Here is a 21958-nt window from a genome sequence, read left to right on the forward strand (position 1 = left end):
GGCAAAGCGCTACTCGCCGATCAACGCGTCCACGAACGCCTCCGGCTCGAACGGCGCAAGATCGTCCGCGCCCTCGCCGAGCCCGACCAGCTTCACCGGCACGCCCAGCTCGCGCTGGACCGCCACGACGATGCCGCCCTTGGCCGTGCCGTCCAGCTTCGTCAGGACGATGCCGGTGATGTCGACGACCTCGGCGAAGACCCGCGCCTGCACCAGGCCGTTCTGCCCGGTCGTCGCGTCCAGGACGAGCAGCACCTCGTCGAGCGGCGCGTGCTTCTCGACGACGCGCTTGACCTTGCCGAGCTCGTCCATCAGACCGGTCTTGGTGTGCAGCCGGCCCGCGGTGTCGATGAGCACGACGTCGGCGCCCTCCGCGATGCCTTCCTTGACCGCGTCGAAGGCGATCGACGCGGGGTCGCCGCCCTCGGGCCCGCGGACCGTGCGTGCGCCCACGCGCTCGCCCCAGGTCTGCAGCTGGTCGGCGGCAGCCGCGCGGAACGTGTCAGCGGCGCCGAGGACCACCGAGCGGCCGTCGGCGACGAGGACGCGCGCGAGCTTTCCGGTGGTGGTGGTCTTGCCGGTGCCGTTCACGCCGACGACCATCACGATGCCGGGCGTCTCCAGGCCCGACTCGGTCTTCACGACGCGGTCCAGGTCGGGGCCGAGGAGCGTGAGGAGTTCCTCGCGCAGCAGGGTGCGCAGATCGTCCGGGGTGCGGGTGCCGAGTACGCGGACGCGCTCGCGAAGGCGCTCGACCAGTTCCTGGGTGGGGGCCACGCCGACGTCGGCGGTGAGGAGCGTGTCCTCGATCTCCTCCCATGTGTCCTCGTCCAGGTGCTCGCGGGAGAGGAGCGTGAGCAGCCCCTTGCCGAGTGCGTTCTGCGAGCGCGAGAGCCGCGTGCGCAGACGTACCAGGCGACCTGCCGTGGGCTCCGGGGTCTCGATCTCCGGTGCGGCCGGTTCTTCGACGACCACGGGGGCCGACGCCGACGGCTCGGCGAGCGGGAGTTCCACCTCCTCGATCGTGCGGCGCGGTTCGTCGCGCGGCGTCTCGGCCTCGTCGCCGACATGCGGCTCGGCCGGAGGAGCGGTGATGGTGGGCGTGGACGACGGGGCCTGCGGCGGCAGCTGCTTCTTCTTGCGGCTGCCGATCACGAGCCCGCCGAGCGCGCCGATCACGACCACGGCGATGACTACAGCAAGGATGACGATTTCCATAACTCACCCAGTATCAGCCATGGGGGCAACACGGGCCCAAGCTGTAGCTTCCTCCAAAGAACATAAGCTAATAGAGGGCACTACTCGGACTAAAGTACGATGGAGCTCTCCGTATCAACGCGCGTAGAGTCCAACTCGATCACCCCCACACGGACGGATCACGGACGGATCGCAGCGTTGCGATCCGAGCGAGAGGCACGGACCCCACCCCATGAGCACCACCGCCACCGCCGAAACCGAAGGCGCCCTGGAGACACGCGGCCTCGAGCCCGTCCCCGACTCCGAGCGCACGGGCCGGACCCGCGAGCTGTTCCCCACCTGGGTGGCGGCCAACATCAGCGTCCTGCTGCTCACCATGGGCGCGGGCCTCATCGTGACCAACGGCCTCAACTTCTGGCAGGCCCTGGTCGTCGCCCTCGTCTCGCCCCTCCTCAGCTACGGCCTGGTCGGTCTGATCTCGATCGCGGGCAAGCGCGGCGGCTCCCCCGGCATGACGCTCTCGCGCGCCGTCTTCGGTCAGCGCGGCAACCTCTTCCCGGGCGCGCTGATCTGGGTCGCGCGCTGGGGCTGGGAGACCATCAACGCGGTGACGGGCGCCTACGCGATCATCACCGTCCTGGACATCTGCTTCGGCGTGAAGTCCAGCACGTGGCTGACGGTCGTGACGCTGGTCGCCTTCGTCTCCTGCACGTTCCTGATCAGCGGCCTGGGCCGCAAGGTGCTGCACATCTGCAACACCTGGGCGACGTACCTCTTCGGCGCGTTCAGCGTCCTCGTCCTTGTCTACCTGGTGGCCAACACGCCCTGGTCGGACGTCTTCTCGCGGTCCGCGGGCTCCACCGCCGCGATGATCGCGGGCATCGGCACGATCGCTGCGGGCGGCATCAGCTGGGTCCCCACGGGCCCGGACTTCACGCGCTACCTCCCGCGCAGGGCCTCCGGCAAGGCCCTGGTGGGCAACGCGATCGGCGGCGCCGGCATCGTGGTCGTACCGATGGTCCTGATGGGCGCGGTCATGGCGGTCAGCGTGCCGAGCCTGTCGAAGGCCTCGGACCCGGTCTCCTTCGTCGGCCAGCTGCTTCCGACGTGGATCGCGGTGCCGTACCTCCTGATGGCACTGATCGGCATGCTCCTGATCAACTCGATGTCGATGTACTCCGCGGGCTTCACCGCGATGACGCTCGGCATCAAGGTCCCGCGCACCTGGGCCGTGAGCATCAACGCCGTCATCAGCCTGATCTTCGGCTACCTCCTGATGAACGTGGCCACCAGCTTCATCAGCTCGTTCGTCTCCTTCCTGACCCTGCTCGCCGTCGCGTTCTCCGCCTGGATCGGCGTCTTCGGCATCGACATGCTGAGCAGGAAGACGTACGACGCCGAGGCCCTGATGGACACCAAGCGCACCAGCGCCTACTGGTACCGGGCGGGCTTCGCCTGGCAGGCCATGACCGCGTGGGCCGTGGCCCTGGTGATGGGCCTGCTCTTCACGAAGGTCGACTGGTTCAGCGGCCCGCTCGCCACGTCCTGGATCGGCCGCAACGGCCTGGGCTGGCTGGCCACGATCGTCATCGCGGCGGCGCTGTACGCGGTACTGCCGAGGAACCCCGCCGTCGAGGCCCCCGAGGACGAGGGCGAGACCGAGCTGGTCTCGGCCTGATCCGGTCCCGGCCCGCTGCCGGCCCGGCCTGATCCGGAACAACTGCCCCCGGACCCTGTTCATCTGACACCACGTCATCTAACGTCCCTCTTCGCCCGCCCACGGTGAAGGGGGACGTTTTCCATGCCCGTGACAGTCGTACGATTCAACCTCGTCGAACCGGATGCCACGCCCACCTCGCTGAGCGACCGCTACAAGGCCGCCCTGGAGATGGCCGCGTACGCGGATGACCGGGGCATCTCCACCGTGCAGACCGAGGAGCACCACGGCGTCGACAACAACTGGCTGCCCTCGCCCTTCACTTTCGCGGGCGCGGTCTTCGGCGCGACCCGGCGCATCGCGGTCACGGTCTCCGCGATCATCGGCCCGCTGCACGATCCGCTCCGGCTCGCCGAGGACATCGCCGTACTCGACCTGCTCAGCGGCGGCCGACTGGTGACGGTGGCGGGGATCGGCTACCGGCCCACCGAGTACGAGGCGTTCGACGTCGAGTGGAAGCGGCGCGGCAAGCTCCAGGACGAGCTGCTCGAAACGCTCCTGAAGGCGTGGACGGGTGAGCCCTTCGAGTTCCGCGGCCGCACCGTGCGCGTCACCCCGCGCCCGTTCACCCGGCCCCACCCGCTGCTCCTGGTCGGCGGCTCGTCGCAGGCGGCGGCCCGCCGCGCGGCCCGGCTCGGCCTGCCGTTCTTCCCCAGCGCCCATCTGCCGGACCTTGAGGCGTACTACAACGCGCGCCTCACCGAGTACGGCACCGAGGGCTGGACCATGATGCCCGCGGCAAAGACCCCGCTCCTGCACATCGCGGACGACCCCGACCGCACCTGGGCCGAGCACGGCGAGCACTTCCTGCACGAGGCCCGCACCTACGCCTCCTGGCAGTCCAAGGACATCCGCTCGGCGGTGAAGTCCGGCGCCACGACGGTCGAGGAGCTGCGCGCCGAGGGCGTCTACCGCGTCCTCACGCCCGACGAGTGCGTGGCGTACGTGCAGGGCGGCGCCGCCAATCTCGTACTACACCCGCTGTCGGGCGGGATGCCGGTCGACGAGGGATGGCGCAGTCTGCACCACTTCTGCGAAAACGTACTGCCCCGGCTCAAGGAATAGGTCCTTGAACCGGGGCAGCTTCCTCGGAGGAGGGGCAGCGGGGGTTAGCCCATCTCCTCCAGGGTCTTGCCCTTCGTCTCCTTGACGAACTTCATGACGAAGGGGATCGAGAGCACGGCGAAGGCGCCGTAGATGATGTACGAGCCGGTCAGGCTCCACTCGGACATGCTCGGGAAGGTCTTGGTGATCGCGAAGTTGGCGAGCCACTGGGCCGACGCGGCGACACCGAGGGCCGCCGCACGCAGCCGGTTCGGGAAGATCTCGCCGAGCAGGACCCAGACCACCACGCCCCAGGAGAGGGCGAAGAAGAGCACGAAGGCGTTGGCGGCGATGATCGCGGTCAGGCCCTGCGCGTTCGGCAGCGAGACGTTGTCGCCGGACCCTGTGCGGTACGAGAACGCCCAGGCGCAGGTGAAGAGCGCGAGCGCCATACCGGCGGAGCCGATGATGGCCAGCGGCTTGCGGCCGATACGGTCGACGAAGATCATCGCGATGACCGTGCCGATGATGTTCACGATCGACGTCTCGAACGAGTACAGGAACGAGCTGCTCGGGTCCTTGCCGATCGACTGCCACAGCTGGTTCGAGTAGTAGAAGATCACGTTGATGCCGACGAGCTGCTGGAACACCGAGAGTCCGATGCCGATCCAGACGATCGGCAGGAAGCCGACCTTGCCGAGCAGGTCCTTGAACGAGGACTTGTGCTCGCTGCGCATGCCGTGCTCGATCTCGGCGACGCGTCCGTCCAGGTCGATCCCGGTGCCCTCGACCTCGCCGAGCACCTTCTTCGCCTCGGTGTTGCGGCCGACCGAGATCAAAAAGCGCGGCGACTCGGGGATGGCGAAGGAGAGCAGGCCGTAGATGACGGCCGGGATGACCATGACGCCGAGCATCAGCTGCCAGGCCTCGAGGCCGAGGAGCTTGCCGCGCTGGTCGCCGTCGGCCATGTTCAGGATGCCCCAGTTGACCAGCTGGGAGACGGCGATGCCGGTGACGATCGCGGCCTGCTGGAACGAGGCGAGGCGGCCTCGGTACGCGGGCGGCGCCACCTCTGCGATGTAGGCCGGGCCGATGACGGAGGCCATGCCGATGCCGATGCCGCCGATGAGGCGCCACATCGTCAGGTCCCAGGCGGCGAACGGCAGGGCGGAGCCGACGGCGCTCGCGGCGAAGAGGACGGCGGCGATCTGCATGCAGCGGATGCGGCCGATGCGGTCGGCGATGCGCCCGGCGATCGCGGCACCGACGGCACAGCCGAGCAGTGCGGTGGCGATGATCCAGCCGAGCATGTTCGCGTCTACGTCGAAGCGGTGCTGGATGGCGACGGTGGCGCCATTGATCACCGAACTGTCGTAGCCGAAGAGGAAGCCACCCATCGCGGCGGCGGCCGTAATGAAGATGACATGGCCGAGATGGTCCGGGTGGGCCTCTCTGCCTCCGGGCTGCGGCGCCTTCGTTGTGCTGGTCACATGGACTCCTCGGGCCACCGGCAACATCGCCGGGGGTGGGGGTGAGCACTTCAAGTGGCGCACAACTTCGTGCCGCCCACCACCTGAAGGTAAAAGCAACGTTGCAGAGACTATGCCTTCAAGTTTCGAAGTCAACACCTGGGTTCTTGCGAACTTCAGGCACGCGTGGGGCTCGTTTCGTTCAAGACTTGAAGTTAATGAGGTGAACCGGTGAAGGTCACCGCCGGAGAGCCGCAGAGAGCCGCGGAGAGCTATCGAAGCCGCTGGCTGATCACCTTGGAGACGCCGTCGCCCTGCATGGACACGCCGTACAGCGCGTCCGCGACCTCCATCGTCCGCTTCTGGTGCGTGATCACGATGAGCTGCGACGCCTCCTGCAGCTCCTCCATGATGCGGATGAGCCGCTGCAGGTTGGTGTCGTCGAGCGCGGCCTCGACCTCGTCCATCACGTAGAAGGGACTGGGCCGCGCCTTGAAGATCGAAACGAGCAGCGCCACGGCCGTAAGGGACCGCTCACCGCCGGAGAGCAGCGAGAGCCGCTTGACCTTCTTGCCCGGCGGGCGCGCCTCGACGTCGACGCCCGTGGTGAGCATGTTGTCGGGGTCGGTCAGGATGAGCCGCCCCTCGCCGCCGGGGAAGAGCCGCGAGAAGACGCCCTCGAACTCACGGGCCGTGTCCCGGTAGGCCTCGGTGAAGACCTGCTCGACGCGCTCGTCGACCTCCTTCACGACTTGCAGGAGATCGGCCCGCGTCTTCTTCAGGTCCTCCAACTGCTCGCTCAGGAACTTATGGCGCTCCTCCAACGCGGCGAACTCCTCAAGAGCCAGCGGGTTCACCTTCCCGAGCTGCTGATACGCCCGTTCGGCTGACCTCAGCCGCTTCTCCTGCTCACCGCGTACGTACGGCACGGGCCTGTTGCGCGGGTGCTCCGGGTCTTCGGGAAGCTCCTCGCCCTCGGCGGCGGGCGAGGGCGGCACGAGCTGGTCGGGGCCGTAGTCGGCGACGAGTCCTGCCGGTTCCACACCGAGTTCCTCCAGTGCCTTGGACTCCAGCTGCTCGATCCGCAGCCGCTTCTCGGCACCGAGTACCTCGCCGCGGTGAACTGAATCCGTCAGTTTGTCGAGCTCCGCCTTGAGGTCGCGCCCCTGGCCCCGCTCGGCGGTCAGATCCCGCTCCCGCACTTCCTTGGCACGCTCGGCGGCGGCACGCTCCTCCTGTGCCCGTACGAGAGAGACCTCGACGTGCGCGAGCAGCTGACGCGCACCACGGGCGACGGCCTCGGCGACCGCGGCTTCGTGCCGCATCCGGGCCTTGCGCTGCTCGGCACGCGCGCGTGCCTCGCGTTCGGCGCGGGCGGCCCGGTCGAGCGATTCGGCACGTCCCGCGAGACCCTTGACCCGCTCCTCGTGCGTACGCACCTGGAGCCTGGCCTCCATCTCGGTCTGCCGGGCATTGGCGCCGTCGGCGGCGAGCCGGTCCCGCACGGCGGTGTCGGGCTCCTCCTCGGCCGGAGCCTCTTCCGCCACGGCAAGCCGCTCGGCCAGCTCCTCGGCGTCCTCGACCGCCTTGTCCAGCGCCTCCTGCGCCTTGGCCGCGGCGGCCGCACTGCGCTCGGCCTCGCCCACGGCGCCGCGCGCCTGCCCGGCGAGCGCACCGAGCTGCTGGGCCACGGACGACTTCTCCCGGTCGGCGGCCCGCCTGCGCTCGCCCAGCTCCTCGACGAGCGCGGCCGTCTCCTTGCGCCGCTCGCCCGCCTCCTGCTGCGTACGCGCCAACTCATCGCACTGTTCGGCGAGTTGTTCCAACTCGGCAGCCGCCTCGTCGACGGATGCCTGCACTTCGAGAAGGCTCGGCGCCCCGGCGGACCCGCCCTGCGCGAAGTGCGCCCCGAGCAGGTCGCCTTCGGCGGTGACGGCGGTGAGTTCCGGGTGGGCGTAGACGACGTCCTCGGCGTCCTCCAGCGTGCCGACGGCGACCATTCCCCGCAGCAGCCGTCGCACCGCGGGCATCAACTCCTCGGGCCCGCGCACCAGTTCGGCCACCAGTGGCGGACCTTCGGAGCCTTGAGGGCCTTGAGGCCGTACGTCACGGGGGTCATCGCCCGTCCCCTCCGGCGCCCCCGCGAGCAGCAGCGCGGCCCGGCCCGCGTCCTGCTTGCGCAGCAGCCGGATGGCCTCCGCCGCCGACGCCGGTGTGCTCATCGCGATCGCGTCCGCCGCCGCGCCGAACGCCGCCGCGATCGCCACCTCGTGCCCCGGAGCGATCGAGAGCAGCTCGGCCGCGGGACCGAGCAGCCCCGTGAGGCGGTCCTTCGCGGCGAGCAGCGCGCCCGTGCCGTCCTTGCGCCGCAGGCCGAGCGCGAGCGCCTCGTGCCGGGCGGCGACCGCGGCCCGCTTGCGCTCGGCGGCGGTGGCCGCCTCGCGCGCCGCGGTCAGCGCGGCCTCGGCCTCCGCGAGGAAACGCTTCGCCTCGTCGTGCCGCTCGCCGAGCTCCGCGTCACCGGCGTCGAGGCCGTCGACCTCCGCCTTCAGCTGCTCGTACTCCTCCTGGGCGGCGACCGCCCGCTCCCCCGCCTCATCACGCGCCATGGCGAGCCGGTCGATCTCGGCCTGCGCCGAGCCCGCCCGCGAACGTGCCGCGTTGACCTGGCCGTTCAGCCGCGCGAGCCCCTCACGCCGATCGGCGATGGCCCGCGCCGCGTCCTTGAGGCGGCGCTCCTCGACCGCCAACTCCCGTTCCAGATCGGCACGGTGGCCCACCGTGTCCTCAAGCGCGTGCTCCGCCGCTTCCAGAGCGGCTTCCAGCTCCGCCTCCTGCTCGCGGATCCGCGCGGCCTCGCGCTCCATGTCCTCGGGGTCACGGCCGCGCCGCTCCTCCGGGGGCGCGGCGGTCGCACTCTTGACCCGGGCATCGGCGAGGGACACCGTGCCGCGCACCCGCTCGGCCAGCTGCGAAAGTTCGTACCACGTCTGCTGTGCGCGCTGGAGCCGTGGCGTGAGGCGCCGCACCTCGTCCTCCAGCTCCGCCTCCCGGTTCAGCGCCTTCTTCAGCTCGGCCTCGGCGCTGTCCTTGCGCTGCTTGAGCGCGGCTTCGTCGGCGACCTCCGTCCGCAGGGCGTCCCGCAGGCGTACGAGATCGTCGGCGAGCAGTCTCAGGCGGGTGTCGCGCAGGTCGGCCTGGATCACGGCGGCGCGGCGCGCGACGGCGGCCTGCCGGCCGAGGGGCTTGAGCTGGCGCCGCAGCTCGTCGGTCAGATCCTGTACGCGCGCGAGGTTGGCCTGCATCGCGTCGAGCTTGCGCAGCGCCTTCTCTTTGCGCTTGCGGTGCTTGAGGACGCCCGCGGCCTCCTCGATGAAGGCACGGCGTCCCATGGGGTCGGCGTGCAGTACGCCGTCGAGCTGCCCCTGCCCGACGATGACGTGCATCTCACGCCCGATGCCGGAGTCGGAGAGCAGTTCCTGGATGTCGAGCAGGCGGCAGGTCTCGCCGTTGATCTGGTACTCGCTGCCGCCGTTGCGGAACATGATCCGCGTGATGGTGACCTCGGCGTACTCGATGGGGAGAGCCCCGTCGGAGTTGTCGATGGTGAGGGAGACCTCGGCGCGGCCGAGCGGCGGGCGCCCGGTGGTGCCGGCGAAGATGACGTCTTCCATCTTGCCGCCGCGCAGCGACTTGGCACCTTGCTCGCCCATGACCCAGGACAGCGCGTCCACGACGTTGGACTTGCCGGAGCCGTTCGGTCCGACGACGCAGGTGATGCCCGGTTCGAACTTCAGCGTCGTGGCGGACGCGAAGGATTTGAAACCGCGCAGTGTCATGGCCTTGAGGTGCACGCGGACGGACTCTACCTGCCACCCGTGGCGCACCACCGCCCTTCCAACGGGGCGCTGCGCGCCGCACCTCTTCCTTCTCCGTTTCGCCCAGGAAGATGCAGGGCACATCAGACGGTGAAGGAAGCGGCGTACGCGGCGACAAGAGAGAAGGGACGCCGAAGCGCCCCTTGCAGATATGGACAAGCGGCTGACTTGGTCAGCCCGACCACGTGCGTGAAGAGGCTGCTCACACGAGGGCCGGAGCGCGACGAGGAATGGTCGTTACGCGGACCCTGCGGGTGAGGTGAGCCCGTTGCTCGGTGTTGGCAGTGGTCAGGTGAGCGCAGGCTCCGCCTGGGGTACGTCGATGCCCTCGAGGAGCGATTCGTGAGAAGCGGCGACCGCAAGCGCGTCGTTCTCGGCCTGGATCTTTACGAGCTCAGATTCCAGGTCCTGGACACGCTGCTGGAGCCGTCGCATCTCGGCGAGAAGTCGCGGGTCAGAGCCGCCGACGTAACCGAGAAGCGCCTTTGCCATGATGGATGGTCCTCCACAATGAGTGACCGACCGAAGCGGTGTGGGTCGTGAGGGATTCGCACCCGCGGTGCTTGGCACTCGTTGTTCCTGCTAGGTCTTGCTGGCCGTTCTCACATGCCAAACAGCTAAGGTGCGCGGGGCTTTCAGAGTCTCACCAAAAAGTTTGACGGTCAACACGATCACGCCCCGTATTGGCGGGCAACCCGGGGGCCTGCGGCCGTACGAACGGCGGCGCTGCCTCTGCTGCGGGGCCCTGGGGGCGTGTCGATCATCCTTCACCGGGGAGCCTGCCACGACGTACGGTTCTTGGCAACCACCAGGGCTTTCCTGCCCCGGGCGGTTGCCACAGCCGCACCCGCACCGGCCCGTCGGGCAGCTCTTCGTCAGCGAATCGCGAACGTGTCGTAGATGCCGCGCGGAGTGTCCCAGATCTCAGTGACGCCGTCGACGCGGCCGGGTGTGTCGCCCTCCCGCAGCCAGTCGAGCAGTCCCTGGGCGCCGACTCGGGCACCCTCGGCGACGACTTGCACACGGCCGTCGTCCAGATTGAGAGCAAAACCACTCAGGCCCCCGATCTCCAGAGCCTTGGCCCGCGTGAACCAGCGGAAACCCACGCCTTGCACCTGGCCACGCACCCAGGCCGTGACTCTGACTTCTTCGTTCATGGGTGCACGCTAACCGGCCAATTGCTCTCGGAGCACTTCGTCCCCATGCGCCATCGCGTACAGTCCCGACTCGATGAGCCTCACCCGTACGGGTGAGCCACTTTGACCGCCAGGACGAGGAAGGCCAGGAGATGGGACGCCACCGACGCTCCGGCGCAGGGGCAGCCGCCACCGGCCGCGCCACCGGGGTCTCCGACAGATACGCGGGCGAGCACGCCGGCTACCCGGAGCCCCGCCCCGCCACCGTGTCACACCGCCGCAGGGGCCGCGCCACACCGGTGCGCACCGGTCTGCTCGGTGTGTCGGCGGCGGTCGCGATGGGCGCCGTGGCGGTCGCCTCCGGCCTTGTCCCCGGCGCCGACAACTTCTCCCTGGGCGGTGGCGGCGACTCGAACAAGGTCCGCTCCGCGGGATCCCCCACCGAGGTGGCTCCCCAGGGCGGCGAGAACGGCACCGCCGATCGCGAGTCGGCCCCGCCGAGCCGCGGCTCCGAGCGCGCCGATGCCCCGGACCCGTCCCCCTCGCAGTCCGCCCCCGCCGAGAAGCCCTCGGCGGAGCCGTCCAAGAAGCCGTCGTCCAAGGCCCCCGCGCCCCAGACCGGCGAGAAGAAGAAGACGACGCCCCCGACGAGCCCGTCGCGCACCCCCTCCGAGAAGCCCAAGGCTCCGCCGGACGGATCGCAGTCGCCGTCCGCCGAGAGCGCCGCCGAGGCCTCAGTGCTCACGCTGGTCAACGAGGAGCGGGCCAAGGTGGGCTGCTCCCCCGTGCGCGCGGACGCCTCGCTGGCCTCGCTCGCCGGAGCGTTCAGCGAGGACATGGCCGAGCGGGACTTCTTCGACCACACCGACCCGGACGGCGCGACCCCGTGGGACCGCGCCGAGAAGGCCGGGATATCGGACCTCGGCGGCGAGAACATCGCCCGCGGCCAGGCCAACGCCCAGTCCGTGATGGACGCCTGGATGAACAGCGCGGGGCACCGGGCCAACATCCTCAACTGCGACTACAAGACTCTGGGCGTCGGTGCGCACTTCGCGCCGGGCGGCCCCTGGTGGACGCAGGACTTCGGCTTCTAGGAAGCCCGCGGGGTCTCAGGCCGCGACGGGCGCGACGGCCGCCCGCCCCGTCACGAACACCCGCGCGGTCTGCGTGACCCGGCGGCCGAGGTGCTCGGCCGTGGCGATGTCCGCCTTGTGTACACCTTCGGGACCCTCGTCGGAATTGGTCTGCGCGGCGGCCCCCGAGAAGAAGCCCAGACGGTTGAGGTCGTGCTCGGAGCCCTGCGTGGAGTTCCAGCCCGGGGTCAGACCGAGGCTCACCCAGTGCATCGCGTGCTGTGCCGCGAGCGTCTGGAAGAACTGCAGGGTGTGCAGCTTGTCGCCGCTCTTGGAACCGGAGTTGGTGAACCCGGCAGCCAGCTTGTCGTGCCACGCCTTGGCGAACCAGCGCTTCGACGAGGCCTCCGCGAAGACGTGGAAGGCGCCGGACGCGGTGCCCATGTAGGTGGGCGAGCCGAAGACGATCGCGTCCGCGGCGTCGAGCAGCTCCCACTCCGCTTCGGTGATCTCGTCGACCTTGATCAGGTGCACGGTGGCGCCCGCGTCGGCGGCACCGGCGCGGACCGCCTCGGCGACGACGGCGGTGTGGCCGTAGCCCGAGTGATAGGCGATCGCGACGACAGGGCTTGTCATGGTGGGTGCTCCTCGTGAGGCAGAACGCGGCAGGACCGGTCGGACCCTGGTCGGACGGGCGCCAAGCGGTGACTGAAGGAAAGCACTAACTTTCAGTTAGCGCAACCCATTGGATAGCGCTGCGCAGGAGTATGCTGTGTGCATGGATTCGTGTACCGAAGGCGCCCGGGACATGGCCGACGCGGCCGCGCAGGACTTGGCGTACGACGTGTTCTCCAAGCAGTGCCCCTCGCGCGGCACCCTGGAGCACGTCACCGGACGCTGGGGCGCGCTCATCCTGGGCGCGCTGCACGACGGCACGTTCCGGTTCAACGAACTGCGCCGCCGGGTCGACGGCGTGAGCGAGAAGATGCTGTCCCAGACCTTGCACGCCCTTGAGCGCGACGGCCTGGTGCACCGCGAGGCGCAGCCCACCAACCCGCCGCGCGTGGAGTACCGACTGACCCCGCTGGGGCGGGAGATCGCCGACCGCCTGATGAACCTCATCCACTTCGTGGAAGGCAGGATGGACGGCGTGCTCGAAGCGCGCGAGCGCTACGACAGCGTGGCGACCGGCGGCCGCTGACAGCGCGGGCAGAAGTAGCTTGAGCGGTTCATCCAGGGGCGCCGGCGCATCGCCGTACCGCAGCGGCGGCACGGCTCGTCCTCACGTCCATAGGCGTCGAGCGACCGCTCGAAGTACCCGGACTCGCCGTTCACGTTCACGTACAGGCTGTCGAAGCTCGTGCCGCCGACGGCGAGGGCCGCGTTCATCACGTCCCGTACGTGGCCCAGGAGTTCAGCCGTGCGCGGGCGCGTGAACGTGGCGGTGGGCCGCTCGTAGTGCAGCTTCGCCCGCCAAAGAGCCTCGTCCGCGTAGATGTTGCCGACCCCGCTGATCAACGACTGGTCGAGCAGCGCGCGTTTGATCGTCGTACGGCGGCGGCGCAGCGCGGCGTGGAAGGCCGCGTCGTCGAACGCGTCGTCGAGCGGGTCGCGCGCGATGTGCGCGATGACGTCCGGCAGCCCGTCCGGAGTGTTCGCGTGCAGCGAGAGCCCGCCGAAGGTGCGCTGGTCGACGAAGCGCAGCTCGGTGCCGAGCTCGTCGGCGAACCGGACCCGGATCCGCAAGTGCTTCTCGTCGGGGGCCTCTTGGGGCTGCACGAGCAGCTGTCCGCTCATGCCGAGATGGGCGAGGATCGAGGTGCCGCCGTCCTCGACGGGCAGCCAGAGATACTTCCCGCGCCGCATCGCCGTACCGACCCGGTGTCCCTTGAGGCGGTGCCCGAAGTCCTCACCGCCCGCGATGTGCCGCCGCACGGAGCGCGGATGCAGGACCTCGACATCGGCGACGGTGCGATGAGCCACCCACCGCTCAAGACCACGCCGGACGACTTCGACCTCGGGCAGCTCGGGCATTGACTACTCCGGGTGATCACATGGGTGGGTGCGGCGAAAAAAGCTGGTGCCGGCCACCCGAAGGGCGACCGGCACCAGCCGGTGAATCAACTGTCAGGCGGACGGGGCGTCGGTGCCCCCGTCGTCCTCCGCAGCGGTGGTAGCGACAGCAGCACCCGCGGCGGCTTCCGCCGCCGCGATCCGCTCATCCGCGGCGGCACGAATCTCGCGCCAGGCGGACTCCGCGGCCTGCTGCTCCGCTTCCTTCTTGCTGCGGCCGGTGCCGGTGCCGTACGAGACGCCTCCGACGCGGGCGGCAGCAGTAAAGGTCTTCTCGTGGTCCGGGCCGCTCTCCGTCACGAGGTACTCGGGAACGCCGAGGCTCTCGGTGGCGGTGAGCTCCTGGAGGCTGGTTTTCCAGTCCAGGCCCGCGCCCAGGTTCGAGGACTTCTCGATCAGCGGGTCGAAGAGCCGGTGCACCAGCTCGCCCGCCGCGTCCAGACCCTGGTCCAGATAGACCGCGCCGATCACCGCTTCAAGGGTGTCGGCGAGGATGGATGCCTTGTCCCGGCCACCCGTACCCTCTTCGCCCCGGCCGAGCCGGATGAAGAGGCCGAGTTCGAGGCCGCGACTGACCTCCGCCAGCGCACGCGAATTGACCACCGCGGCCCGCAACTTGGCCAGCTGGCCTTCGGGCAGGTCGGGGTGGGTGCGATAGAGCGTGTCCGTGACGACGAGTCCCAGCACCGAGTCCCCGAGGAACTCGAGCCGTTCATTCGTCGGCAGACCGCCGTTCTCGTACGCGTACGAACGGTGGGTCAGTGCACGCACCAGAAGGGCGGACTCGAGTTTGTACCCGAGCCGCCCTTCCAAAAGCGTGTGGGACGAGGCCGTGTTTTCCGCCTGCTTCTTGGCGTCATCCGCCGTTTTGTGGCTAGACACGGTGCCTCTCACCAGCCGCTCAGACCTCGAGGACCTGGCGCTTGTTGTACGTGCCGCAGCTCGGGCACGCGATGTGCTGCAGCTTCGGCTCCTGGCAACGCTCACACGAAACCAGAGTGGGGACCGCAGCCTTCCACTGCGACCGGCGGTGGCGCGTGTTGCTGCGCGACATCTTCCGCTTCGGAACAGCCACGGCTACTTCTCCTGCTTCTCGTCGACGCCGGCTTCGGCGCCGCTCACGTCGTCCTTCTCGCCGTCCTGGATGGTCCCGGCGAGTCCCTGCAGTGCCGCCCAACGAATGTCGGCGACGTCGTGGTGATGCTCCGGGTCGTCCGCGAGCCGTGCTCCGCACTGGGAACACAGGCCCGGACAGTCGTCCCGGCACACCGGCTGCATCGGCAGTGCGAGCACTACCGCGTCACGCAGCACAGGTTCGAGGTCGAACAAGCCGTCCTCGAGATAGAGCCTGTCCTCGTCTTCCTCGGCGTCGTCGGCCGGTTCCGCGGTGCGGCTCCGGTCGTCGGCGTCAGGGTACGAGAACATCTCCTGGAAGTCCGCGTCCACATCAAGCTTCAGCGGCTCCAGACACCTTACGCACTCCCCCTCGGCCGTTGCACGGGCGGTGCCTGTGACAAGCACCCCTTCCATGACCGACTCAAGGCGGATCTCCAGCTCGACCGGAGCGCCGGCCGACACTCCGATGACCCCGTCGATACCGAAGACACCCGGAGAACCGGGGGCCTCGACGGAACGGGTCAGCCGCTGCAGCGCACCAGGACGCCGACCCAGCTCGTGTGTGTCGAACACGAGTGGGTTTCGGTGGTCAAGGTGAGTGCTCAGGGCTGGTCCTGCTTTCGAATCCTGGAAGTTCAAGGAGGGCCGCCCCCGTCGTGAGCTTCGCTCACTAGCCGGGCAGCCTGGATCGCGGACGTACGCGCGACCGAACAGCCAGGATACTGGACCATTCGCTCTCGGCCCAATCCGGCCCCAGGCCGGCCCCCGAGCAGGCTCTAGCGGCCCTGTTCGTACTGGCGGAGCTGCTCAGCCGTGATCATGCCGGTGTCGAAGAGACTGGTCTCGTCGAGCACGCCGGGGGCCTGCTGCTGGTGCTGTTGTTGCTGCTCGTGCTGTTGTTGCTGCTGTTGCTGCTGCTGCGGGTCCACGTACCCCTGCTGTTGCATCTGGTCGTACCCCTGCTGCGGGTAGCCGTACGGATCCTGCTGCTGGTAGCCGTACGGGTCCTGCTGCGCGTACTGCTGCTGGTAGGCGTACTGATCCTGCTGCTGGTACGCGTACGGGTCGGGCTCCTGCTGGGGCGGGGCGTACGGCTGCTGCGCGGGGATCTGCGGGGCCGCCTGGGGCGGCTGCGGGGCGGCGGGCGCGGCGGTCACCGGCGCCGCGGGGGCCGCCGGGTCGGTGAGGCCCGCGAGGTACTCGGCGTCCGTGGTGTGCCCCTGGGGTCCAAGGCCCTCGGCGAGGCCCGCGAGGTCGTCGGCGGGCGCACGGCCGTGCAGGGTCTGACGGCCGCGGCCGACCGCTTCCAGGGTCTTGGCAAGGACGGCCTCGAAGGCACCGAGCTTGACGTCGACGTACGCGTCCGCGTCCCGGCGCAGGGTCTCGGGATCGTGGCTGCGCTGCGGGGCGTCCTCGTCCTCGTAACCCTGCTCGTCGAGGCCGGGGCCGGTGCCCAGGAGCTTCTCGCGGCCGCGGCCTACCGAGCCGAGGGTCTTGGTGAGGACGACCTCGAAGTTCGCGAGCTTGCTGTCCACGTAGTCGTCGGCCTCGACGCGGACCTCGTCGGCCGCCTGCCGGGCCTCCGCGAGGATGCGCTCGGCCTCGCCCTGGGAGTTGCGGGCGACCTCCGTGTCGGAGATCAGCGAACCGCGCTCGGCGTGCGCCGTCTCGATGATCCGGTCCGCCTCCTGGCGGGCCTGCTCGACCAGCTGCTCCCGGCCGCCGATGAGCTCCTGGGCCTGGGCGAGGGAGCCGGGCAGCGCCTTGCGCACCTCTTCGAGCATCGACAGGAGATCGGCGCGGTTGACCACGCACGAGGCCGACATGGGCATCGACCGGGCGCTGCCGACCGCCTCGACGATCTCGTCGATCTTCTTCTGTACGTCCACCGTGCGCTCGCCACTCTCTACAGCTGGTTGGAGACGGACGGCACGACTGTAAGGCCAGTCGGCTGCCGCACGACACCGGATGACGGGCCATCAGACCGTGCGAGGGCCCGGCAGCGACCCGTCCGGGACGTCACTTCTTGCCGATGCGCTCCGTCAGCGCCTCGTGGACCACCGGCGGCAGCAGGTGGGCGACGTCGCCGCCCCAGGCGGCGACCTCCTTGACCAGCGAGGAGGAGAGGAAGCTGTAGGTGGGGTTGGTCGGCACGAAGAGGGTCTCGACGCCCGAGAGGCCGTTGTTCATCTGGGCCATCTGCAGCTCGTAGTCGAAATCGCTGACCGCGCGCAGGCCCTTCACGATGGCCGGAATGTCGCGCTGCTTGCAGAAGTCGACGAGGAGGCCGTGGAAGGACTCGACCTCGACGTTCCCGAAGTCCGCGGTGACCTCGCGGATCAGCTCTATCCGCTCGTCGACGGAGAACAGGCCCTTCTTCGACTGATTGATCATCACCGCGACGTGCACCACGTCGTACAGCCTGGAGGCGCGGGCGATGATGTCGAGGTGTCCATTGGTGATGGGGTCGAATGACCCCGGACAGACGGCGCGGCGCAACTGAAGTCCCTCGCTCTCCGGTCCGGTCATGGCGCGATCACTGAGTCGTCGCACGTAGAGGCGGCGCGACCGTACCAAAACGTGGCTTCGCCGTACCGACGGGACCTCAGTGCCTCGAAGCCGTCGGGCCAACCGAATTCTCCGCCCCTGGTACTGCGCTCAACGGTGACGAGCGCATCGCCGGTGAGCCAGCCCTCCGCACGGAGTGTGAGCAGGATCTCGCGAAGATCGTCATCGGTGACGACGTACGGAGGGTCGAGGAAGACCAGGTCGTACGGGGCCGTGGGGGCGCCGCCCTGGACGATCTGGGTGGCTTTGCCCGCCCTGACCTCGGCGCCGGGCAGGCCGATGGCCTTCACGTTCTCCCTGATCGTGCGCACCGCGCGGGCGTCGGTCTCGACGAGCAGGGCATGGCTCGCGCCGCGCGAGAGCGCTTCGAGGCCGATGGCTCCGGACCCGGCGTACAGGTCCAAGACGCGTGCCTCGTCCAGCGTGCCCTGCAGGGCCTGCCAGGTGGAGAACAGGCCCTCGCGCGCCCGGTCGGACGTGGGCCGTGTGCCGGTTCCCGGCGGGACGGCGAGGAGACGTCCGCCGGCCACACCGGCGATCACGCGGGTCATCTGAGTCCTTGTCGGTGTACGTACGGGAAGATCCGGCCTCAGTCTGTCAGCCCTTGTCGAGGTACTGCTCGCGCTCGTCGTCCAGGAGGGCGTCGAGGGCCGTGCGCAGCTCGGGCAGGTGCTCCAGGTCAGGGTCGCGGGACACGACCGCGACGGCCTCCTCGCGGGCCTCGGCGATGATCTCCTCGTCCTCGATGACCGCGAGCATGCGCAGGCTGGAGCGGACACCTGACTGCGCCTGGCCAAGGACGTCGCCCTCGCGGCGCTGCTCCAGGTCGATCCGGGAGAGCTCGAAGCCGTCGAGCGTCGCGGCCACGGCTCCGAGGCGGGCGCGGGCGGGGCTCGCCTCGGCCATGTCGGTGACCAGGAGGCAGAGGCCGGGGGCCGAGCCACGGCCGACGCGACCGCGCAGCTGGTGCAGCTGCGATACGCCGAAGCGGTCCGCGTCCATGATCACCATGGCCGTGGCGTTCGGGACGTTCACGCCGACCTCGATGACCGTCGTCGCGACCAGGACCTGGGTCTCGCCCGCGGCGAAGCGGCGCATCACCGCGTCCTTGTCATCGGGCTGCATGCGGCCGTGCAGGATCTCCATCTTGAGCCCGCTGAGCGGGCCGCGGGTGAGCTGCTCGGCGACCTCGACGACGGCGAGCGGCGGCCGCTTCTCGGCGGTGGCGTCCTCCTCGGCCTTCTTCTTGGCCTTCTTCGGGTCGTCGTCCTCGTCGCCGATCCGGGGGCACACCACGTATGCCTGATGGCCGTTCTCGACCTCCTCGCGCACGCGCTCCCACGCGCGCGCCAGGAAGTGGGGCTTGTCCTCGGCCGGTACGACATGGGTGGCGATCGGCGAACGGCCCGCGGGGAGCTGGTCGAGGACCGAGGTCTCCAGGTCGCCGAAGACCGTCATCGCGACCGTGCGCGGAATGGGCGTGGCCGTCATGACGAGGAGGTGCGGGGGCTGTTTGCCCTTGCCGCGCAGGGCGTCGCGCTGCTCGACCCCGAAGCGGTGCTGTTCGTCGACGACGACCAGGCCCAGGTCGTGGAACTGGACCTTGTCCTCGATCAGCGCGTGCGTGCCGATGACGATCCCGGCCTCGCCGGTGACCAGGTCGAGCAGGGCCTGCCGGCGGCCCGCCACGCCCATCGAGCCGGTGAGCAGCGTGACCTTCGTCCCCTGGTCCGAGCCGCCGAGCATGCCGCCCTCCGCCAGCTCGCCCATCATCTCGGTGATCGAGCGGTGATGCTGCTGGGCGAGTACTTCGGTGGGCGCGAGCATCGCGGCCTGCCCACCCGCGTCGACGACGGCGAGCATGGCGCGCAGGGCGACCATCGTCTTGCCGGAGCCCACCTCTCCCTGGAGGAGGCGGTGCATCGGGTGCTCGGTGGCCAGGTCGTCGAAGATTTCCTTGGAGACCTTCTCCTGGCCCTCGGTGAGGGTGAAGGGCAGCTTGGCGTCGAAGGCGTCGAGCAGACCTCCCTCGCTGGGGCGGCGGGCGATCGCGGGGAGCTGCGCGTCCGCGTACCTCCGGCGGGCCAGGGCGACTTGCAGGACGAAGGCCTCGTCCCACTTCAGGCGGTCGCGGGCGGATTCGACGTCCGCCTTCGTCTGCGGCCGGTGGATCTTCAGGAGCGCCTCGGGGAGCGGGATCAGCTCACGGCCGTCGCGCAGGCTCGGCGGCAGCGGGTCGACGGCCTCCTGGGCGCTGGGCAGGACCGCGTCGACGGACTTGGCGATCTTCCAGGACTCCAGCTTGGCGGTGGCCGGGTAGATCGGGATGAGGGCGCCCGCCCAGGAGCCGACCGCTTCGTCCGCGTCGGCCGGGTTGTCGGGGTCGCCCTTCAGGAGTTCGTACGCGGGGTGCGCGAGCTGCATCTTGCGGTTGAAGACGGACGCCTTGCCCGCGAACATCGCGCGCGTGCCGGGCAGCAGGTCCTTGTGCGGCTTGTGGATGCCGCGGCCGAAGAAGACGAGCTGGAGCTGGCCGCTGCCGTCGGTGATCGTCACTTCGAGGCGCTGGCCCCTGCCGCCGTTGAACGTCAGGATGCGCGCCGTCGCGACCTGGGCGACCACGGTGACGTGCTCGTCCAGGGGCAGGTCGGCGAGTCGGGTCAGCTCACCGCGCTCCGCGTACTTCCGCGGGTAGTGGTGCAGCAGGTCGCCGACCGTGTGCAGGTCGAGGTGCTCGGCCATCACCTTCGCGGTGGCGGGACCGACCACTTTCTTCAGGGGTTCTTCGAGCGCGGGCACGAGATCCATTGCACACCACCGCACTGACAATTCGGCGTACGTCTGTGAAATCCGCTGGTCAGGGCTGTTCTTGCTATTCCACGCCGATCAGCAGCAGGGCCGACTGACGTCCACCCCGATAGACGACCGTATCGACCGCCATATGCGCCTCGCGCACATGCTTCTCCAACTCGTCACCGAGGCTGTCCGGCACGGCCTCGCCGAGCACCAGCGTGACCATCTCGCCGCCCGCGGCGAGCATCCGGTCCAGGACGGAGCGCGCGGTGCGTGCGGCGTCGCCGCCGATCACCGCGACGTCACCGTCGATCAGACCGAGGACGTCACCGGCCTGGCAGATGCCCGCCATGGTCCACGACTGCCGCTCGGCGACGGTCAGTTCGGCGTACCGGGTGGCACCGGCCGCCGAGGTCATCGCGACGACGTCCTCGTCGAAACGGCGGTCCGGCTCGTGCACGGCGAGCGCCGCGATGCCCTGGACCGCGGACCGGGTGGGGATCAGCGCGACGCGCACCCCTTCGGTGCGGGCCTGCTCAGCGGCGGCGGCAGCGGTGTGGCGCAGCTCGGCGTCGTTCGGCAGGAGCACCACCTCGCGCGCGTGGGCGCGCCGGATGGCGTCGACGAGCTCACCGCTGGCGGGCGGCTCCCCGGGGCGTGTGGGCACCGTCGTCGCCCCTGCCTCGGCGTAGAGACCGGCGAGCCCCTCCCCCGGTACGACGGCGACGATCCCGCGCTGCGTAGGTTCCCGGGGCGGCTGCGCTGCGCCCGCCGTATGCGCGTCGCCCACTCCGAAGTGGGTGATGCGGATGCGGTGGGGCCGCCCCGCCTCGACGCCCGCCTCGACGGCGGCCCCGGCGTCGTCGACATGGACGTGGACGTTCCACAGTCCGTCACCGCCGACGACGACGAGCGAGTCACCGAGCCCGTCGAGTCGCGTCCGCAGCCGTGTCACGGCCTTGTCGTCGGCTTCGAGGAGGTAGATCACCTCGAAGGCGGGGGCCGTGACGTCAGGTGATGTGTCCTGGCACTCGACGGGCTGCGCGCGCGCGTGGCCGCCCGGCGCCGTCGCCCTCAGGCGCACCGTCTCCCCCGACAGTGCTCCCACCAGCGCCCCGAGCACCGCCACGAGCCCGCGTCCTCCGGCGTCCACCACTCCCGCACGGCCGAGCACCGCGAGCTGCCGGGGCGTCGCGTCGAGGGCCCGGCACGCGCTGTCGTAGGCGGCCCGTGCCACCGCCCCGCAGTCACCGTCGCCGTCGGCACCGCAGGCCGCGTCGGCAGCGGCGGCGGCCACCGTGAGGACCGTGCCCTCGACGGGGTGCGCGACCGCTTGGTAGGCCGAATCGGCGGCCCGGCGCAGCGCGAGCGCGAGGGCACGGCCGTCGGCGTGATCAGTGTCACAGTCGGCGCCGAGCACCTGCGCCATCCCGCGCAGCAGCTGCGACAGGATCGTGCCCGAGTTCCCGCGGGCCCCGATCAGGGCGCCGTGCGCCATCGCCCGCACGGCCTCGGCCAGCGAGGGGCGGGACGGCTCAAGGCCCGTGAAGACGGCGTCGACGGCCTGGGACGCCGATTCCACGGTCAGATAGAGGTTGGTTCCGGTGTCTCCGTCCGCGACCGGGTAGACGTTGATCGCGTCGATCTCCTCGCGGGCCCCTCCCAGGGCGTCCAGAGCGAGGCCGCACCAGGCGCGCACCGCGACGGCGTCGAGGTTCTGCGGCACCTGCTCGCCTCCTAAGGGCATCCGGAATGGACGCAGCGTAGACCGGGAAGGGCGGGAGGCCCGGGGCGGGGCCGGGGCGAGACATGGTAGTTTCGTTCTATCGAAGCAGTCGTTGTATGCTGCTCCGGTTGCCCGATACCCATCGGGACATTCCTCCTGGCAACGCCA

At 69.8% G+C, this 21958-nt stretch carries 19 protein-coding genes; 4 read left to right on the forward strand and 15 right to left on the reverse strand.

Going from position 1 to position 21958, the window contains the following annotated elements:
• Positions 1-9: 9 nt before the first annotated feature.
• Positions 10-1218: a signal recognition particle-docking protein FtsY gene (gene ftsY, locus ACFVXC_RS25415; RefSeq protein WP_389909006.1), complete on the reverse strand. Its 1209-nt coding sequence runs from the start codon at positions 1216-1218 to the stop codon at positions 10-12.
• 211 nt (positions 1219-1429) lie between these two features.
• Here ftsY and ACFVXC_RS25420 point away from each other — a divergent pair, with 211 nt between their 5' ends.
• Together ACFVXC_RS25420 and ACFVXC_RS25425 are read left to right on the forward strand one after the other, a co-directional pair.
• Positions 1430-2875, forward strand: a complete 1446-nt coding sequence (locus ACFVXC_RS25420; protein ID WP_389909009.1) for a purine-cytosine permease family protein — start codon at positions 1430-1432, stop codon at positions 2873-2875.
• A 123-nt stretch (positions 2876-2998) separates the two neighbouring features.
• Complete coding sequence (locus ACFVXC_RS25425; RefSeq protein WP_389909011.1) at positions 2999-3979, forward strand: LLM class flavin-dependent oxidoreductase; 981 nt, start codon at positions 2999-3001, stop codon at positions 3977-3979.
• Between the two features lie 44 nt (positions 3980-4023).
• On the opposite strand, the gene ACFVXC_RS25430 is transcribed toward ACFVXC_RS25425, so the two are convergent.
• The 4 genes from ACFVXC_RS25430 to ACFVXC_RS25445 all read right to left on the reverse strand — a co-directional run bounded on the left by ACFVXC_RS25430 (position 4024) and on the right by ACFVXC_RS25445 (position 10462).
• Positions 4024-5448: a sugar porter family MFS transporter gene (locus tag ACFVXC_RS25430; RefSeq protein WP_389909014.1), complete on the reverse strand. Its 1425-nt coding sequence runs from the start codon at positions 5446-5448 to the stop codon at positions 4024-4026.
• Positions 5449-5699: 251 nt separating this feature from the next.
• Positions 5700-9281: a chromosome segregation protein SMC gene (gene smc / locus ACFVXC_RS25435; RefSeq protein WP_389909017.1), complete on the reverse strand. Its 3582-nt coding sequence runs from the start codon at positions 9279-9281 to the stop codon at positions 5700-5702.
• Positions 9282-9593: 312 nt separating this feature from the next.
• On the reverse strand, positions 9594-9797 hold the full coding sequence (locus ACFVXC_RS25440; RefSeq protein ID WP_383270783.1) for a hypothetical protein: 204 nt from the start codon (positions 9795-9797) through the stop codon (positions 9594-9596).
• A gap of 383 nt (positions 9798-10180) precedes the next feature.
• Positions 10181-10462: an acylphosphatase gene (locus ACFVXC_RS25445; protein WP_389909020.1), complete on the reverse strand. Its 282-nt coding sequence runs from the start codon at positions 10460-10462 to the stop codon at positions 10181-10183.
• Between the two features lie 131 nt (positions 10463-10593).
• Between ACFVXC_RS25445 and ACFVXC_RS25450 the strand changes: the two genes are divergently transcribed.
• On the forward strand, positions 10594-11535 hold the full coding sequence (locus ACFVXC_RS25450) for a CAP domain-containing protein (protein ID WP_389909373.1): 942 nt from the start codon (positions 10594-10596) through the stop codon (positions 11533-11535).
• A gap of 15 nt (positions 11536-11550) precedes the next feature.
• Here the strand turns inward: ACFVXC_RS25450 and ACFVXC_RS25455 are convergent, their stop codons facing one another.
• The gene (locus tag ACFVXC_RS25455) at positions 11551-12150 is read right to left on the reverse strand and encodes a flavodoxin family protein (RefSeq protein WP_389909022.1); all 600 of its coding nucleotides are present in this window, start codon (positions 12148-12150) and stop codon (positions 11551-11553) included.
• A 142-nt stretch (positions 12151-12292) separates the two neighbouring features.
• Here ACFVXC_RS25455 and ACFVXC_RS25460 point away from each other — a divergent pair, with 142 nt between their 5' ends.
• The gene (locus tag ACFVXC_RS25460; RefSeq protein WP_389909025.1) at positions 12293-12715 is read left to right on the forward strand and encodes a winged helix-turn-helix transcriptional regulator; all 423 of its coding nucleotides are present in this window, start codon (positions 12293-12295) and stop codon (positions 12713-12715) included.
• On the opposite strand, the gene mutM is transcribed toward ACFVXC_RS25460, so the two are convergent.
• The 9 genes from mutM to ACFVXC_RS25505 all read right to left on the reverse strand — a co-directional run bounded on the left by mutM (position 12685) and on the right by ACFVXC_RS25505 (position 21811).
• The gene (mutM, locus tag ACFVXC_RS25465) at positions 12685-13548 is read right to left on the reverse strand and encodes a bifunctional DNA-formamidopyrimidine glycosylase/DNA-(apurinic or apyrimidinic site) lyase (RefSeq protein WP_389909028.1); all 864 of its coding nucleotides are present in this window, start codon (positions 13546-13548) and stop codon (positions 12685-12687) included. The two genes, ACFVXC_RS25460 and mutM, sit on opposite strands and share 31 nt — an antisense overlap.
• A gap of 93 nt (positions 13549-13641) precedes the next feature.
• Positions 13642-14481, reverse strand: a complete 840-nt coding sequence (gene rnc, locus ACFVXC_RS25470; protein ID WP_389909031.1) for a ribonuclease III — start codon at positions 14479-14481, stop codon at positions 13642-13644.
• A gap of 7 nt (positions 14482-14488) precedes the next feature.
• Positions 14489-14662: a 50S ribosomal protein L32 gene (rpmF, locus tag ACFVXC_RS25475; RefSeq protein WP_003965982.1), complete on the reverse strand. Its 174-nt coding sequence runs from the start codon at positions 14660-14662 to the stop codon at positions 14489-14491.
• Between the two features lie 2 nt (positions 14663-14664).
• Positions 14665-15309 carry a YceD family protein gene (locus tag ACFVXC_RS25480; RefSeq protein ID WP_389909376.1) on the reverse strand — a complete coding sequence of 215 codons (645 nt, stop codon included), beginning with the start codon at positions 15307-15309 and terminating at the stop codon, positions 14665-14667.
• Positions 15310-15479: 170 nt separating this feature from the next.
• Positions 15480-16592: a cell division initiation protein gene (locus ACFVXC_RS25485; RefSeq protein WP_389909034.1), complete on the reverse strand. Its 1113-nt coding sequence runs from the start codon at positions 16590-16592 to the stop codon at positions 15480-15482.
• A 130-nt stretch (positions 16593-16722) separates the two neighbouring features.
• A complete protein-coding gene (gene coaD, locus ACFVXC_RS25490; RefSeq protein ID WP_383270817.1) occupies positions 16723-17202 on the reverse strand; it encodes a pantetheine-phosphate adenylyltransferase in 480 nt (159 codons plus the stop codon).
• A 26-nt stretch (positions 17203-17228) separates the two neighbouring features.
• Positions 17229-17822, reverse strand: a complete 594-nt coding sequence (rsmD, locus tag ACFVXC_RS25495; protein WP_389909037.1) for a 16S rRNA (guanine(966)-N(2))-methyltransferase RsmD — start codon at positions 17820-17822, stop codon at positions 17229-17231.
• A gap of 46 nt (positions 17823-17868) precedes the next feature.
• Positions 17869-20079 carry an ATP-dependent DNA helicase RecG gene (recG, locus tag ACFVXC_RS25500; RefSeq protein ID WP_389909040.1) on the reverse strand — a complete coding sequence of 737 codons (2211 nt, stop codon included), beginning with the start codon at positions 20077-20079 and terminating at the stop codon, positions 17869-17871.
• A 64-nt stretch (positions 20080-20143) separates the two neighbouring features.
• Positions 20144-21811 (reverse strand): DAK2 domain-containing protein, encoded by a 1668-nt coding sequence (locus tag ACFVXC_RS25505; protein WP_389909042.1) that lies wholly within the window; start codon positions 21809-21811, stop codon positions 20144-20146.
• Positions 21812-21958 lie beyond the last annotated feature (147 nt).

It is taken from the genome of Streptomyces sp. NPDC058257 (assembly GCF_042881845.1).
In the GTDB taxonomy this organism is placed as follows: Bacteria; Actinomycetota; Actinomycetes; order Streptomycetales; family Streptomycetaceae; genus Streptomyces.

Coding starts and splice junctions, on each gene's coding strand:
- ACFVXC_RS25450 (WP_389909373.1), top strand. CDS start 10,594: ATGGGACGCCACCGACGCTCCGGCGCAGGGGCAGCCGCCACCGGCCGC.
- ACFVXC_RS25460 (WP_389909025.1), top strand. CDS start 12,293: ATGGATTCGTGTACCGAAGGCGCCCGGGACATGGCCGACGCGGCCGCG.
- ftsY (WP_389909006.1), bottom strand. CDS start 1,218: ATGGAAATCGTCATCCTTGCTGTAGTCATCGCCGTGGTCGTGATCGGC.
- ACFVXC_RS25440 (WP_383270783.1), bottom strand. CDS start 9,797: ATGGCAAAGGCGCTTCTCGGTTACGTCGGCGGCTCTGACCCGCGACTT.
- rsmD (WP_389909037.1), bottom strand. CDS start 17,822: ATGACCCGCGTGATCGCCGGTGTGGCCGGCGGACGTCTCCTCGCCGTC.
- mutM (WP_389909028.1), bottom strand. CDS start 13,548: ATGCCCGAGCTGCCCGAGGTCGAAGTCGTCCGGCGTGGTCTTGAGCGG.
- ACFVXC_RS25455 (WP_389909022.1), bottom strand. CDS start 12,150: ATGACAAGCCCTGTCGTCGCGATCGCCTATCACTCGGGCTACGGCCAC.
- ACFVXC_RS25420 (WP_389909009.1), top strand. CDS start 1,430: ATGAGCACCACCGCCACCGCCGAAACCGAAGGCGCCCTGGAGACACGC.
- recG (WP_389909040.1), bottom strand. CDS start 20,079: ATGGATCTCGTGCCCGCGCTCGAAGAACCCCTGAAGAAAGTGGTCGGT.
- ACFVXC_RS25445 (WP_389909020.1), bottom strand. CDS start 10,462: ATGAACGAAGAAGTCAGAGTCACGGCCTGGGTGCGTGGCCAGGTGCAA.
- ACFVXC_RS25425 (WP_389909011.1), top strand. CDS start 2,999: ATGCCCGTGACAGTCGTACGATTCAACCTCGTCGAACCGGATGCCACG.
- ACFVXC_RS25505 (WP_389909042.1), bottom strand. CDS start 21,811: ATGCCCTTAGGAGGCGAGCAGGTGCCGCAGAACCTCGACGCCGTCGCG.